Genomic DNA, 14,913 nt, shown 5'->3' on the forward strand with positions numbered 1-14,913 from the left:
ATGACGCGGATCTCGACCTACGCCGCCAACCAGTCGGCACTGATGGACCTGATGCGGGCGCAGAAGCAGATGTTCGACGCCCAGCAACAGCTGACGACGGGCAAGATGGCAACCGATCTCAAAGGGGTCGGCTACCAGGCCGAAAGCCTGTCGGCCTCGCGTGCCGCGCAGGAGCGCGCCAAGAGCTATGAAGAAGCGGCGGTGCGTACCGAGGCCCGGCTCGAAGCCCAGAATATCGCCCTGGAACAGATTTCCGAAGCGGTGTCCGACCTGCGCATGGCGGTGACTTCGAAAGAGGGCGACTACATCATGCACCAGGCCCGCCAAGCCTTCTATGAAGTCACCAATTCGCTGAACATGAAGCATGCCGGGTCCTACCTGTTCGGTGGAACGCGTTCGGATGCGCCGCCGATCACGATTTCCGACCTGTCCGATCTGATTCCCATGGGCACGGCCGCCGAGGCGTTCGAGAACAATGACCGCAAGCCGGTGGTTCAGCTCGATCAGAATTATACGGTCGAAGTCGGCATGCTGGCCGAAGATGTGGGCGGCGAGGTGATGGCGGCCTTCAAGCGGATTGCCGATTTCAACGCCGGCGCGAACGGTCCTTTCCAGTCACCGCTGACCGCGGCCCAGGATGCCTTCCTGACCGGCGAGATCCAGAATGTCATCACGGCACTGGACAATGTCTTCGTGAAGGTCGGCCAGAATGGTGCGAAGCAGGCGGAAGTGGAGACGCTGAAGAACAATCACGCCGATCGCCAGGACTTCCTGGCCCAGATGATCGCCGATATCGAGGATGTCGACATGGCTGAAGCCGCAACCCGGTTCCAGCAGGCCCAGACCGCCGTCGATGTCTCGGCGATGACCTTTTCCACGCTGAACCAGGTTTCCCTGCTGCCGTTTCTGAGGTAAAGAGCGCGCCCCATAACCGTTTGCTCCGGGCCTTGACCCCGTTGGAGGCGAGATAGATGACGACGCTTGTATCCGGCGACGCCCTGGCGTACGCCGATAAACTCCTTTCCGAATTTTCCCTGGCGGACGATCCGCTGGGGCTGGGCGGGGATCCGTCCGGCCACCGGGTTGTCGTGGCGATGTCCGGCGGTGTGGACAGTTCGGTGACCGCCGCGGCGCTGCACCGTGCCGGCTATGACGTGGTCGGCGTCACGCTGCAGCTCTACGACCATGGCGCGGCGATCCAGAAAAAGGGTGCCTGCTGTGCCGGCCAGGATATCTACGATGCCAAACGTGTCGCGGAAGCCTGCGGCTTCCCGCACTATGTGCTCGACTATGAAAGCCGTTTCCGTGAAGCGGTGATCGAGGAGTTCGCCGACACCTATCTGGCCGGCTACACGCCCATTCCCTGCGTGCGCTGCAATCAGACGGTCAAGTTCGCCGACCTGCTGGACACGGCGCGCCAGCTGGGCGCGGCCTGCATGGCGACGGGGCATTACATCCAGCGCGTGGCGGGCCCGAACGGACCGGAGCTGCGCCGCGCGGCGGATGCCGGCAAGGACCAGTCCTATTTCCTGTTCGCCACCACACACGAACAGCTGGACTTTCTGCGCTTTCCGCTGGGGCATCTGAACAAGGACCAGACGCGCCAGCTGGCCGAGGCCTTTGGCCTCATCGTGGCCGACAAGCCCGACAGTCAGGACATCTGCTTCGTGCCGCAGGGCCGCTATGTCGACATTGTCGAAAAAATCCGGCCCGGTGCTTCGCGTCCGGGTGAGATCGTGCATGTCGACGGACGGGTTCTGGGTACGCATGACGGGGTGATCCGCTACACGGTCGGCCAGCGCCGCGGGCTGAACATCGCCCTGGGCGAGCCGCTCTATGTGGTGCGTCTGGATGCCGAGAAGGCGCAGGTGATCGTCGGCCCGCGCGAAGCGCTGGAAGTGGACCGGATCGGTCTCAAGGACATCAACTGGCTGGGCGATGACGCCCTGTCGGATGGTGCCCCCGTGCGCGTGAAGGTTCGCTCGACCCGTCCGCCGGTGCCCGCTGCGCTGTCCGTTGAGGGCGACGCGGTGGGCGTCGTCCTGGCCGCGGGCGAGGAGGGCGTGGCACCCGGTCAGGCCTGCGTATTCTATTCGCCGGACGACGAGGATCGCGTCCTGGGCGGTGGCTGGATTGCCAGTACGAGCGGGAAGGGCGGATCGGGCGGGGTGCGGCTGATCGGCTAGACCGGCGCGATTGTGCCCTTCCACACGACCACCATTGCCCAATGAATAGCGACGGGCGGCCAGATCGAGCCGCTGGTCCGGTAGGCCACCGTGCAGCCCAGTCCGAGCGCCGCGACGATCACCAGAAAGCCCGGGTTCAGAAACACATCCTGCGCCATCGGCAGGCCCAGCCAGACCTGCGCCGGGTGCCACAGCACGAAGGCCGCCAGGGCGACAGTGCCGCGCCACCAGCCTCTGCGGCCTGCGAGCAGGACGCGAAACACCATCTCCTCGCCGAGGGCCGGCACGACGATAGCCACTGCTGCTATCGCTAACAGACCGGTCCGCCCGCCGGGTGCAGAAAAGTTGAATGTGTATTCAACTTTGCTTACAAGGGTCGCCGCGAGAAGGAGAATGGCAAATATAAGAAAGGTTTGCCGCCATTCGTGCGTGTCGGGCCATGTCCGTGCAGCCCGTATTGCATCTGCGAAAAAACTTGACGCTGTGCGACATAATTCGATCATGCGCGCCAGACTATCGAGACAAACAACCCCTGAGGAGACACGACATGAGTGCTAGCGACGATCCCATCGTCATCGTCGGCATGGCCCGCACCCCGATGGGCGGCCTGCTGGGCGAACTGGCGCCGCTCTCGGCCAACGAACTCGGTGCGATCGCCGTCAAGGCGGCGATGGAGGAGGCGGGTATTGCCGGCGACGATGTCGACCAGATCCTGATGGGCAATGTGCTGATGGCCGGCCAGGGCCAGGCGCCGGGCCGCCAGGCGGCGATCAAGGCGGGGCTGCCGAAATCGGTCGAGGCCACGACGCTGAACAAGATGTGTGGCTCCGGCATGCAGGCGGCCATCATGGGCCGCGCGGCGATCGCCTCGGGCGATGCGGAAATCATCATCGCCGGCGGCATGGAGTCGATGACCAACGCACCGCACATGCTGCCCAATCACCGCGGTGGCTTCAAATATGGCCATGACACGATCAAGGATCACATGGCCCAGGATGGTCTGGAAGACGCCTACGAGTTCAAGCCGATGGGCGTGTTTGCCGACATGATCGCTGAGGAGCACCAGTTCACCCGCGAGCAGCAGGATGCCTATGCGCTGGAAACCCTGTCCCGCGCCCAGCAGGCCACGAAGGATGGTGGCTTCAAGCGCGAGATCACGCCGGTGACCATCAAGACCCGCAAGGGTGATGTGACGGTCGATACCGACGAATTGCCGCGCAAGGCGATGCCGGAAAAAATCCCGTCCCTGCGCCCGGCCTTTTCCAAGGACGGCACGGTGACGGCGGCCAATGCCTCGGCCATTTCCGATGGCGCGGCGGCTCTCGTCATGATGCGTCTTTCGGAAGCCGAGCGCCGCGGCCTGAAGCCGATCGCCAGGATCCTGGCAACGGCGGCCCATGCCCACGAGCCGGCCTATTTCACCACCGCGCCGGTTCCGGCCATGCGCAAGGTCGTCGAGCGGGCCGGCTGGCAGATCGAGGATGTGGATCTGTGGGAGATCAACGAGGCCTTTGCCGTCGTGCCTATGATCGCGATGAAGGAGCTGGGCATTTCCCACGACATCATCAACGTCAATGGCGGTGCCTGCGCCCTGGGCCACCCGATCGGCGCCTCCGGCGCCCGCATCATGGTCACCCTGCTATCCGCGCTGGAGAACAAGGGGCTGACCCGGGGTGTGGCTTCGCTCTGCATCGGCGGCGGCGAGGCGACGGCCGTGGCCGTGGAGCGGATGCAGTAGGTTCTGCTGCAGAAGGAAAAGAATGAGGGCGGTGCCGATGGCACCGCCCTTTTTTGACCGAAGCCGTGCCGCGACGCGCTTTTTGCCGACCTTCGCGGGCCATCCGTTCGGGATGAAACGACGCGGTGAAAGCTATTGCTCCAGGCGCCAAACCGGCTTGCGCACAATCAGCCCTGTCAGCGCATAGGTCATCAGCCCCAACGGCCCGAAACTGAAGCTCAGGAGCAAGGCCGGTACAGTCACGAGATGTCCGATGCCCCGGCGCGCCGCATCCCTTGCGATCCAGGCGCCGACAAAGAGATCGAATGCCAGGTAGTGGGACCAGCCGGTGATGATGCCGTTGGGATGATCAAACAGGCTCATCACCGCACTCAGCGAAGACATGCCGGCATCGGGATCGCTGACACCGAAGGCCATCGCGGCGCCGAGCGAGACCAGATAGATGCCGCCGATGACGAGCGGATAGAGCATGGAATGCACGAGCTGCCGCGTGAGGCCGGATCGCGGCAGGACGATCAGTAAAACCCACGCTGGCAGGACGAGCGCATTGAGGGCCAGGTAGGCGATATCCCAACTCATATCCAATCCTCCTGCTAGGCGAGAGCGGCATAACCTGTCAGCGCGCCGATGGGCAGGAAAAACATCCAGGATGGATGCCGCCCGCGGCTCAGAACAAGCGCCAGCACGCCGCTCACACCGAACAGGATGGCGGTAGGAATGAGGAAGGGGGCCGCTCCGTCCGTACCGGTCGTGCCATACCAGAGCATACTGGCTGCCATCGTGAACCAGGCAGCGGTTGTGATGTGCCAGGCGACGCGCAGCGTGCGTCTGGTCTGCCGAACATCGCCGAGAATGGATGGCAGGCCCTCCATGGCGAGTAGCGGGCGGATGAGCGACCGTTCTCCTCTGAGGGAATGATGCAGACCGATGAGGATGGTGAGCAGGGCAGCCAGATGAAGCATGATCTTATCCCGCGATAATTCCGGCCAGTCCAAGGCATCCGGTGAGCGCGAAAAGCGAGGTCGACGGCAGACGCAAAGGCGCCAAGCCGCCACGCAGGGCAATCCCTGCACTCAAAACCGAGAGGGCCAGGCAAAGCACGGTCAGAAAGATTGCAAGCACCCAGGCGTCCGGTCGGACCGCCGCGGCGGCGAAGCCGGCCGCGATGAAGACCAGCAGCACGGTGGTGATATGCCAGCAATAGTAATTCAGCCACTTCGAGGCTGCGGGCAGGTGCGTGTCGGCCAGCAGGGGCCGGGCGACAACCGGGCCGCCCGCAAAGATATGTATGGCAAAGGTCACCAGACCCAGCACGGCCGCGGCTGCAAAAAGGCTCGTCATCACGGCGTTGTTCTCCTAAAATATTAGAATTGTTATTTTAGAAAATGAATTCCAAAATGGGCCGCAAGTCAAGCTTCCAGGATGCGACAATTTATGCCGCCGTCGGCCGGGCCCTGATGCGCCAGGGGGATGTGCGGCTGCAATCTATCGTGACGGAGACTGGCGTGTCCGTGGGGTCGCTCTATCATCGCTTCGGATCGCGCGACGGGCTGCTGGCGCGGGCCTGGTTGGACGCGCTCACTGCCTTTCACCAACGTTTCCTGGAGGCGCTGGAAACGCAGGGCGACTGGCCCGGCCTGGAAGCCGCGCTTGCCACGCCGCGCTTTTGCCGGGACGAGCCGGACCGGGCCCTGATCCTGGTCTGCTGCCGGCGCAGCGAGCTGATAACGCCGGATGTGCCCAAGGATGTTGCGGCGGCGCTGGACCGTGCCAATGACCGCGTGCTCTCGGCCCTGGAGGCCTTCGCCGAGCGGGAGGGGCTTTCCCCGGATGCGGCCAGTCTCGGCCTGGTCGGGTTTCCGCTCGGCGCGGTCAAACTCTACCTGCCGGACCGGCCTTTGCCTGACGGGTTGGAAGATGATGTCGCCGCTGCCTACCGCACGCTCTATGAGCGGCACCGGCCGCGCTAGCCGTCGACATGGTTCAGCGGCAGGCCACGGCCTTCCTTGACGTTGCGGATCTGCACCGAAGTGCGGAAATCCCCGACCACGTCCAGCGGGATCATCTTGTCCTGCATGAAGTCGTTATACGCATCGATGTCCGGTGCGACGACCTTGAGAAGATAGTCGTAGGGACCCGTCATGGTGCAGGCTTCCACGACTTCCTCGAAACTCTGGATGGCGCTCTCGAACTTCTCGTAATTGGCCTTGCGCGCCGGCTGTATTTTCACTTCCAGATAGGCGGTGAACATCAGGCCGATGGAGCGGCGGTCGAGCTGGACCGAGCGGCGCTTGATGATGCCCTCGGTCTCCAGGCGCCGGATGCGGCGCCAGCAGGGCGAGGGCGTCAGACCGACGATCTCGGCGATATCGGCCACCGAGCGGCCGGCATCTTCTTGCAGAGCTTCCAGTATACGTACGTCGATCGTGTCCAGTGTAGCCGTCATTATTGCCTCAAATCAGAATTTTCTGCGAAATTAATCCAAGCTTTCGCACTTGCGAACCCCGAAATGGCACCGCATTCCAATGGTGGACAAGACACGCGCTTCCGCGTTAGACGCCCTTCGCGCCCGCATGGCATATAACCGGCCGCGCTTTTTGGGGTTCGCCCCGTCAGATAAAATGAGAGCCCATGGCCCAAGACGCACCCCGCTTTCATGTCCCGGCGCCGCATGTGCGGCCCGGCGACACGCCTGACTTCTCCCATTTCGAGCTGCAGCCCGCCGGCGAGGCGAAGCGCCCGGACACGTCCGTTCCCGGCATGGAGACGCGCGATCTCGCGCTCGGCCTGATCGGTGTTCTGGACCACAATCACCAGGCGGTGGGCGAATGGGATCCCAAGCTGCAGCCGGACGTCCTGCGCGAAGGGCTGCGTCACATGGTGCTCACGCGGGTCTATGACGACCGGATGCTCAAACTGCAACGCCAGGGCAAGATGAGCTTCTACATGAAGTCGACGGGCGAGGAGGCGGTTGCCGTCGCCGGTGCGATGGGGCTGGGCAAGGACGAGATGGTGTTTCCGTCCTATCGCCAGCAGGGCATCCTGTTCGCCCGGGGCCGCGACATTGTCGACATGATGTGCCACTGCATCTCCAACAGCCGCGACAATCTCAAGGGCCGACAGCTGCCGGTGCACTACACCTGGGCCGAGGGGAACTTCTTCTCCATCTCCGGTAATCTGGCGACGCAATTCCCGCAGGCGGTCGGCTACGCGCTGGGCTGCCGCTACAAGGGCGACGGCCAGATCGCCGCAAGCTGGATCGGCGAGGGATCGACGGCCGAGGGCGATTTTCATGGCGCACTGGTCCTGGCCTCTACCTACAAGGCGCCGGTCATCCTCAATGTCGTCAACAATCAGTGGGCCATTTCCACCTTCCACGGCATTGCCAGCGGCGAGGCGCCGACCTTTGCGGCCAAGGGGCTGGGGTACGGCCTCGCCTCGCTGCGGGTCGACGGCAATGATTTTCTGGCCGTCTATGCGGCCACGCAATGGGCCGCAGAGCGGGCCCGCAAGGGCCATGGCGCGACGGTGATCGAGACCTTCACCTACCGCGCCGATGCGCACTCCACTTCGGACGACCCCTCCGGCTACCGTCCCAAGGGCGAAAACGAGAAATGGCCGCTGGGCGATCCGATCGCACGCCTGAAAAACCATCTCATTGGCCTGGGTGAATGGGATGAGGACCGTCACGCCGCCCTGGAAAAAGAGCTCAATGAGCTGGTGATCGCGTCGTACAAGGAGGCCGAACGCTACGGCACGCTGCATGACGGCCCCCTGTCGCCGGTCGAGTCGATCTTCGAGGATGTTTACGCCGAACAGGACTGGCGCCTGCGCCGCCAGCGCCAGGATCTGGGGGTTTAGGACATGGCCAAGATGAACATGATCCAGGCCCTCAACTCGGCCCTGGACGTGACGATGGATCGCGATCCCGACGTTGTCAGCTTCGGTGAGGATGCCGGCTATTTCGGTGGTGTGTTCCGGGTCACGGCGAACCTGCAGAAGAAGTACGGCCTGGACCGTTCCTTCGATGCGCCGATCAACGAGGCGGCAATCGTGGCCATGGCCATCGGCATGGCGGCCAAGGGGCTGAAGCCGGTCGCGGAGATCCAGTTCGCCGACTACATCTTCCCCGGTCTCGACCAGATCGTGTCCGAGCTGTCCCGCATCCGCTACCGCACGGCCGGCCAGTTCACTGTCCCGGTCACCATCCGCACGCCCTGCGGCGGGGGTATTCGCGGCGGCCAGACCCATTCGATGAGCCCGGAGGCCTTCTTCACGCAGATCCCCGGCGTGCAGGTGGTGATGCCGTCCAATCCCTACGACGCCAAGGGTCTTTTGATCTCTGCCATCGAAAGTCCGGATCCGGTGATCTTCTTCGAGCCGAAGCGTCTTTATAACGGCCCGTTCGAGGGCCATTCCGGCGGAGCGCTGGCCTCCTGGGGCAAGCACCCCAAGGGCGAGGTGCCGGAGGGCCATTTCACCGTGCCCATCGGCAAGGCCGAAGTGGTTCGCGAAGGCAAGGACGTCACCATCGTCGCCTATGGCACGCTGGTCCTGGTGGCTCAGGCCGCGGCCGAAAGGGCCGGGGTCGATGCCGAGGTGATCGATCTGAAAACACTGGTGCCCTACGACATCGAGACGATCGCGCGCTCGGTCAACAAGTCCGGCCGCTGCATCGTCGCCCAGGAAGCGCCGCGCACTTCCGGCTTTGCCGCCGAGCTGGCCGCCCAGTTGCAGGAAGAATGCTTCTATGCCCTCGAGGCCCCGATACAGCGCGTGACGGGTTGGGATACGCCTTATCCGCATGCGCATGAATGGTCATATTTCCCGGGTCCGGAACGTTTCATCAATGCGATGCACGCCGTGCTGGAGGCTTAAGCGATGAGCGAATACCGCTACAAGATGCCCGATGTCGGCGAAGGTATCGTCGAGGCCGAGATCGTCGAATGGCACGTCAAGGAAGGCGACACCGTCTCCGAGGACCAGCACGTGCTGGATGTGATGACCGACAAGGCGACGGTGGAGATCCCCTGTGCCGTCAATGGCACGGTCACCAGGCTGGTCGGCGAGCCGGGCGATGTGATCGCCGTGGGCACCGAGATCATGTTCATCGCCACCGAGGGAGCGCCTCCCGCCGAGGACGAATCCCCGGCTGAAGGCAAGGCCGATGCACCCAAGGACAAGCCCGGGTCCGAGCCGGAAAAGCCGGCCGAACCGGCACCGGCCGCCCAGGCGCCCAGCGTTGCGGCCCGCCCTGCGGGCGAGCGGCCGCTGGCCAGTCCGGCGGTGCGCAAGCGGGCCCTGGAGGCGGATATCGATCTGGGTGCCGTGCCCGGCACCGGTCCGGCCGGTCGCATCACGCACGAAGACCTGGATGATTTCATCAAGTCCGGCGGCCGCCTGGCGGCCAGGGCCGGCGGCGCGGGGGCAGCCGTTCGTGCACCGCGCACCGGTGTGACCGAGGAGAAGGTGATCGGCCTGCGCCGGCGCATCTCCGAGAACATGTCCCACGTCCAGCGCACCGTTCCGGACATCGCCTATGTCGAGGAGATCGACGTGACGGCGCTGGAAGATCTGCGCCAGCACCTCAACGCGACCAAGGCGGACGACCAGCCCAAGCTGACCCTCATCCCCTTCCTGGTTCTGGCACTGACGAAAGCCCTGCCGGAAACGCCCCAGGCCAATGCCCATTTCGATGGCGAGGCCATGGTTCTGACCAAGTATGACGCCGTGCATTGCGGCATCGCTGCGGCCACGCCGAACGGGCTCATGGTGCCGGTGATCAAGCATGCCGAGAGCCTGGATATCTGGCAGATCGCTGCCGAGCTCGGCCGGCTCGGCAAGGCTGCGAAAGAGGGCAAGGCCAGCAAGGACGAACTGACCGGTTCGACCATCACCATCACCTCGCTGGGGGCCGTCGGCGGACTGGTGACCACGCCCATCCTGAACGCGCCGGAAACCGCCATCATCGGCGTCAACAAGATGCAGACCCTGCCGCGCTACAATGCCGGCGGTCAGGTCGTTCCCCGCAAGCTGATGAACCTGTCCAGCTGCTTCGACCATCGCATCGTGGACGGCTATGACGCCGCCATGCTGATCCAGCGCGTGAAAGGTCTTCTGGAAAACCCGGCGACACTGTTCATGTAATCGCACCGTCTGCCGCGCTGCACCATTGCTCTCCTCTTTCCCCGGACGTGCGCCGGGAATTTGAGGCACAGCCAAACCCTCCACGCGCGTTTGCGCTGGAGCGATGGGAGGGGTGCGGGATGCCGGCGGGTGCCGGTAAACCGGTTTGATTTTAAAGCGTGACATCCCGTGACATCCCGCACGCGGAGATTTCCCCTCGGCTCTCGCCTCGGTTACCAGACGGGACGGTAAAACGGTCTGGATGGTCAAACATGCCGCCGGACCGCCCCGTAGCCGCGCCGGAGCCTGCAGGCGTCACCCTGCAGGCGTCACCCTGCAGGCGCGAGCGCGCTCCGCACGCCCCCCGGGCGCCAAGTGACGGAGCTCAACGCCTCCCGTCCCGGGGAACCGCCGACGACTCTAGGCGGCCCACACCCGGCGGGGACAAGTTTTTCCAGAACAGCCCGCCCGGCCGCCTGTCATCGGGCTTTGCAGCCCGCCATGCCGGCCGGGCCGGCGGGATAAGGGCCATTCACCACACACTTTTCCCGGACGGCGCGCAGCGCCGAGCCGGGATCCACGGAGCGAGCGGACCGCTCGGCACCGGCGATCGTCGATCCCGGATAGCGCGGTCGCGCTTCCGGGAAAAAATGTCTGTGGTGGGAGGGGGAGATCGGCTTAGCGCTATCCGCGTGCGCCTCATCCACACACTTCTCCCGGACGGCGCGCAGCGCCCGCCGGTCGCGGCGTTGCGTCTATCCCCAGTCCCCCGGCAGCAGCGCGTCGGGCATGTTCTGGTAGCAGACGGGCCTGAGGAAGCGGCGGATGGACAGGGTGCCCACCGATGTGGCCCCGAAATTCGTGGAGGCCGGGTAGGGGCCGCCATGCACCATGGAATCGCAGACTTCCACACCGGTCGGGAAGCCGTTGACAAGAACGCGGCCGGCCTTGCGTTCCAGCACCGGCATCAGCTTCCGGCCCAGCGCGGTATCGCCGCCGTCCAGGTGGAGGGTGGCCGTCAGCTGGCCCTGAAGGGCCCGCGCCACGTCGAGCATTTCCGCGTCGTCGGCCACGGTCACGACGAGGCCCAGGGGGCCGAAGACTTCCTCGCTCAGGGCTTCATTGCCCAGCCAGTCCTTGGCCGGGACCGTGTAGAGATGCGGCGTGGCGGTGCGGCCTTCCGGCGTTGAAGCAACGACCTCGGTCACGCCGGCCTGCTTGCGGAAGGTCTCGAAACCCTTGCAATACGCCCCGGCGATGCCGTCGGTGAGCATGGTCTGCGGCCCGATCTCCTTGAGCGCGGTGGCGGCGGCCTCGACAAAGGTCTTGGCCGCATCGCCCTCGATCACCACGGCGATGCCCGGATTGGTACAGAACTGGCCCGCGCCCATGGTCAGCGATCCGGCCCAGCCCGTGCCGATTTCCGCGCCCCGCGCCTTTGTGGCGGCGGGCAGAAGGAACATCGGGTTGACCGAGCCCAGCTCGCCGAAGAAGGGGATGGGCTCCGGGCGCGCGGCGCAGAGATCGTAGAGTGCGCGTCCGCCGGCGAGCGAACCGGTGAAACCCACGGCCTTGATCAGCGGATGTTGAACCACGGCCTGGCCGACAGCGCGGTCGCCGCCCTGGATCTGGCTGAACACACCGGGATGCACGCCACAGGCCTTGATCGCAGCTTCGATGGCCTGGGCAACGATATCGCCCGTGCCGGGATGGGCGGAATGGCCCTTCACGACAACCGGACAGCCCGCCGCCAGCGCTGCGGCGGTGTCACCGCCGGCGGTGGAAAAGGCGAGCGGAAAGTTGGACGCGCCGAACACGGCCACCGGACCGATCGGCCGCTGTACCATTTTCAGGTCCGGACGGGGCAGGGGCTCGCGGTCCGGCAGGGCCTGGTCGTGACGGCGGTCGAGATAATCGCCCTTGCGGATATGGTCGGCGAAAAGGCGAAGTTGTCCGACAGTCCGGCCGCGCTCGCCATTGAGGCGGGCCTCCGGCAAGCCGGTCTCCTGGGTGCCGATCTCGGTGATGGCCGCGCCCCGCCTGTCGATCTCATCGGCGATCGTTTCCAGGAATTTGGCACGCTCCTCGCGTGAGGAATAGCCATAGCTCCAGAAAGCGTCTTCCGCGGCCCGGCAGGCGCGATCGACCAGTTCCGGCGTGCCGGCGGCAAAGTCGTACGACGGTCCGTGAGCCGGCGCAGAAGAGAATTTTACAGCGCTGTCAATCCAGTCGCCCGCGACGAGATGTTTCCCGGTAATCATGACACGTCCTCGTTTCCGCTGAGATCCGTGTCATGCCTTAATTGTCTGAGTTATTCAACGGTCAATCCGCGGAAAACCCATCATCAAACATCCCGATCACAGCGCGTCGTGGAAAATCACACCCAGGGTGAGGCGTTCGCCACGCCTCACTTCGCTGACCCCGTGCCGCATGGTGACGCGATAACTGCCCCGTGCGCCGTCGACGGGACGCGTATTGACCGCGAAAATCACCGCATCGCCCCGTTCGAGCGGAACCACATGGGCGCGCGACTGACGACGGGGGCGCTGTTCGGTCAGGACAAACTCGCCGCCCTCGAAATCGCCCCCGGGACGTGACAGCAGGATGGCGGCCTGCAGCGGGAAAACCTGTTCGCCATAAAGATCCTGGTGCAGGCAGTTGTAGTCGCCCGGCCCGTAACGCAGCAGGAGCGGGGTGGGGCGCGATTGCCCCGCCGTTGCACATTCGGCGAGAAAGGCCTTGTGGCTGGCGGGAAAGCGCCGCGCGATGCCCAGCCGTTCGTGCCAGGCATTGGCAATCGGCGCGAGCGAGGGGTAGAGCGTTTCGCGCAGGGTCTGGACCTGCACGGGCAAGGGATAGGCAAAATACTTGTATTCGCCGCTACCGAAGCCGTGCCGGGCCATGATTACCCGGCTTCGAAATCGGGGATTGGCGCTGTAGAGGCCGGCAAGGTCGCGGCAGGCATCGCCGGACAGGAAAGCCGGGATCCGGCTCCAGCCCTTCGCATCGAGTTCGGCGGTCAGGGTTTGTGGAGCGATGTGTGTCATGGGGCTCTCCTTGCGGCAGGCCTGAATGCTGACCGGAGTGGGAGGGGAGCGCATTCCGATTCTTGCCACACGGCTTGCGGGCGCCCGGCGGGGAGTTCAGTCCGCCTCTTTCCCTCATCGTTGCGAACCGCTAAATCCGTCCCCGGAAAACGCGTTTTCGAGCCTTTATCTTCCAAGGAGCGCCTGTGATGCAGACACGGTCTTGCCAAGTCCTCGTCGTCGGGGGCGGCCCGGGCGGCTATCCGGCCGCGATCCGCGCCGGCCAGCTGGGCCTCGACACGATCATTGTCGACAAGCACGGTCTGGGCGGCACCTGCCTCAATCGCGGCTGCATCCCCTCCAAGGCGATGATCCACGCGGCGACCGAATTCGAGCACATGTCCGAGGCCGCCAAGGGTGACCGTTTCGGCATCTCGCTTTCCGAGGCGCCCAAGCTGGACATGGGCAAGCTGGTGGGCTGGAAGGACGGCATCGTCTCCAAGCTGACCGGCGGCGTGGCCCAGCTGATCAAGGCCGCCGGCGCCGAGCACATCGCCGGCTGGGCTGAATTCTCCAATGCCAAGACCTGTGTGGTGACCCGGGAGGATGGCGAACAGGTCGAGATCACGGCGGAGAATGTGATCCTGGCGACGGGATCGGTGGAAGTGGAACTGCCCTTCATGCCCTTCGGCAAGTCGGTGATCGGTTCGACCCAGGCGCTCGAGCTCACCGAACGGCCGGACAAGCTGGTCGTCGTCGGGGCCGGCTATATCGGGCTGGAACTGGGCATCGCCTATCGCAAGCTGGGTACCGAGGTCACCTTCATCGAGGCGCTGGACCGCATCCTTCCGCTCTATGACAAGGAGATCACCCGCCCGATCACGATGTGGCTGAAGAAGCACAAGGTGGATGTGCACCTGTCCTGCAAGGCCAAGGGCGTGAAAGAGAAAAAGGGCGGCAAGGCGGTTCTCGAATATGAGGACGCCAAGGGCGAGAGCCAATCGATCGAGGCCGACAAGATCCTCGTCGCCGTCGGCCGCAAGGCCTGCCTGGAGGGCTGGGGCCTGGAAAACATGGGCCTCGACATGGACGGGAAATTCATCCGGGTCGACGATCAGTGCCGCACCGGCATGCGAGGCGTTTATGCCATCGGCGATGTGGTCGGCGAGCCGCTCCTGGCCCACAAGGCCACGGCCCAGGGCGAAATGGTGGCCGAGATCATCGCCGGCCATCGCCGTGTGCACGATCCGGTGTCCATTGCTGCCGTCTGTTTCACCGAACCGGAAGTCGTCGGCGTCGGCCTGACGCCGGACGAGGCGAAGGAGAGGGGCGAAGAGGTGATCACGGGCAAGTTCCCGCTGGCCGCCTCGGGGCGCTATCTGTCCATGGACGCCGGCACGGACGGCGGTTTCGTCCGCGTTACTGCGCGCAAGGACGATCATGTCATCCTGGGCATCCACGCCGTGGGCACGCATGTCTCCGAACTGTCGGGCGAGTTCGCCCTGGCGGTCGAGATGGGTGCGCGCCTGGAGGACATCGCCGGCACGATCCATGTGCACCCCACGCTGACCGAGGGCTTTGCGGAATCCGCGCTGACGGCGCTGGGGCACCCGATCCACATTTCTGCACCGAAGTGAGTCTTGGTTCATCCTTCCCCTTGATGGGGAAGGTGGGCCGGCGCGCAGCGCCGGGTCGGAAGGGGTGAATCCCGGTGCTCATCCCGTGAAACACCTCGCCCCCACCCTCTCCACCGCAGCAAAGCTGCGGTGCCGCTCCCCCATCAAGGGGGAGGACGAAAAGCGCCAACAAAAACCGATACCCTCCATGCCCTTCCCTC

15 protein-coding genes are annotated in these 14,913 nt (G+C 64.6%); 8 read left to right on the top strand and 7 right to left on the bottom strand.

The window, feature by feature from the left end:
- Both Q1U94_RS03690 and mnmA read left to right on the top strand, forming a co-directional pair.
- Positions 1-915 carry a flagellin gene (locus Q1U94_RS03690; protein WP_300542057.1) on the top strand — a complete coding sequence of 305 codons (915 nt, stop codon included), beginning with the start codon at positions 1-3 and terminating at the stop codon, positions 913-915.
- Between the two features lie 56 nt (positions 916-971).
- Positions 972-2,186 (top strand): tRNA 2-thiouridine(34) synthase MnmA, encoded by a 1,215-nt coding sequence (gene mnmA / locus Q1U94_RS03695; RefSeq protein ID WP_300542059.1) that lies wholly within the window; start codon positions 972-974, stop codon positions 2,184-2,186.
- On the opposite strand, the gene Q1U94_RS03700 is transcribed toward mnmA, so the two are convergent.
- Complete coding sequence (locus Q1U94_RS03700) at positions 2,183-2,689, bottom strand: CPBP family glutamic-type intramembrane protease (RefSeq protein ID WP_300542061.1); 507 nt, start codon at positions 2,687-2,689, stop codon at positions 2,183-2,185. The two genes, mnmA and Q1U94_RS03700, sit on opposite strands and share 4 nt — an antisense overlap.
- A gap of 44 nt (positions 2,690-2,733) precedes the next feature.
- On the opposite strand from Q1U94_RS03700, the gene Q1U94_RS03705 reads away from it, so the two are divergent.
- Entirely contained in the window at positions 2,734-3,924 is a 1,191-nt protein-coding gene (locus Q1U94_RS03705) for a thiolase family protein (protein ID WP_300542063.1), read from the top strand.
- A gap of 132 nt (positions 3,925-4,056) precedes the next feature.
- On the opposite strand, the gene Q1U94_RS03710 is transcribed toward Q1U94_RS03705, so the two are convergent.
- From Q1U94_RS03710 to Q1U94_RS03720, 3 genes are read right to left on the bottom strand one after another with little or no spacing between them, the layout of a single operon-like run.
- Positions 4,057-4,503, bottom strand: coding sequence for an ABA4-like family protein (locus Q1U94_RS03710; RefSeq protein ID WP_300542065.1), 447 nt, complete (start codon positions 4,501-4,503; stop codon positions 4,057-4,059).
- 14 nt (positions 4,504-4,517) lie between these two features.
- The gene (locus Q1U94_RS03715; protein WP_300542067.1) at positions 4,518-4,886 is read right to left on the bottom strand and encodes a hypothetical protein; all 369 of its coding nucleotides are present in this window, start codon (positions 4,884-4,886) and stop codon (positions 4,518-4,520) included.
- 4 nt (positions 4,887-4,890) lie between these two features.
- Positions 4,891-5,268 carry a hypothetical protein gene (locus tag Q1U94_RS03720; RefSeq protein ID WP_300542069.1) on the bottom strand — a complete coding sequence of 126 codons (378 nt, stop codon included), beginning with the start codon at positions 5,266-5,268 and terminating at the stop codon, positions 4,891-4,893.
- 53 nt (positions 5,269-5,321) lie between these two features.
- On the opposite strand from Q1U94_RS03720, the gene Q1U94_RS03725 reads away from it, so the two are divergent.
- The gene (locus Q1U94_RS03725; protein ID WP_300542070.1) at positions 5,322-5,894 is read left to right on the top strand and encodes a TetR/AcrR family transcriptional regulator; all 573 of its coding nucleotides are present in this window, start codon (positions 5,322-5,324) and stop codon (positions 5,892-5,894) included.
- Here the strand turns inward: Q1U94_RS03725 and Q1U94_RS03730 are convergent.
- The gene (locus Q1U94_RS03730; RefSeq protein ID WP_300542072.1) at positions 5,891-6,370 is read right to left on the bottom strand and encodes an Lrp/AsnC family transcriptional regulator; all 480 of its coding nucleotides are present in this window, start codon (positions 6,368-6,370) and stop codon (positions 5,891-5,893) included. The genes Q1U94_RS03725 and Q1U94_RS03730 overlap by 4 nt on opposite strands.
- A gap of 185 nt (positions 6,371-6,555) precedes the next feature.
- Here Q1U94_RS03730 and Q1U94_RS03735 point away from each other — a divergent pair, with 185 nt between their 5' ends.
- From Q1U94_RS03735 to Q1U94_RS03745, 3 genes are read left to right on the top strand one after another with little or no spacing between them, the layout of a single operon-like run.
- Positions 6,556-7,785 carry a thiamine pyrophosphate-dependent enzyme gene (locus tag Q1U94_RS03735; RefSeq protein ID WP_300542074.1) on the top strand — a complete coding sequence of 410 codons (1,230 nt, stop codon included), beginning with the start codon at positions 6,556-6,558 and terminating at the stop codon, positions 7,783-7,785.
- Positions 7,786-7,788: 3 nt separating this feature from the next.
- Complete coding sequence (locus Q1U94_RS03740; RefSeq protein ID WP_300542076.1) at positions 7,789-8,802, top strand: alpha-ketoacid dehydrogenase subunit beta; 1,014 nt, start codon at positions 7,789-7,791, stop codon at positions 8,800-8,802.
- Between the two features lie 3 nt (positions 8,803-8,805).
- Positions 8,806-10,071, top strand: a complete 1,266-nt coding sequence (locus Q1U94_RS03745; protein WP_300542079.1) for a dihydrolipoamide acetyltransferase family protein — start codon at positions 8,806-8,808, stop codon at positions 10,069-10,071.
- A gap of 734 nt (positions 10,072-10,805) precedes the next feature.
- Here Q1U94_RS03745 and Q1U94_RS03750 read toward each other — a convergent pair.
- Positions 10,806-12,311: an aldehyde dehydrogenase (NADP(+)) gene (locus Q1U94_RS03750; protein ID WP_300542081.1), complete on the bottom strand. Its 1,506-nt coding sequence runs from the start codon at positions 12,309-12,311 to the stop codon at positions 10,806-10,808.
- Positions 12,312-12,407: 96 nt separating this feature from the next.
- Entirely contained in the window at positions 12,408-13,097 is a 690-nt protein-coding gene (locus Q1U94_RS03755; protein WP_300542083.1) for a 2OG-Fe(II) oxygenase, read from the bottom strand.
- A gap of 188 nt (positions 13,098-13,285) precedes the next feature.
- Here Q1U94_RS03755 and lpdA point away from each other — a divergent pair, with 188 nt between their 5' ends.
- The gene (gene lpdA, locus Q1U94_RS03760; protein ID WP_300542085.1) at positions 13,286-14,713 is read left to right on the top strand and encodes a dihydrolipoyl dehydrogenase; all 1,428 of its coding nucleotides are present in this window, start codon (positions 13,286-13,288) and stop codon (positions 14,711-14,713) included.
- The last annotated feature ends 200 nt before the right edge of the window (positions 14,714-14,913 follow it).

The sequence above is a fragment of the Maricaulis sp. genome, assembly GCF_030149515.1.
GTDB lineage: Bacteria > Pseudomonadota > Alphaproteobacteria > Caulobacterales > Maricaulaceae > Maricaulis.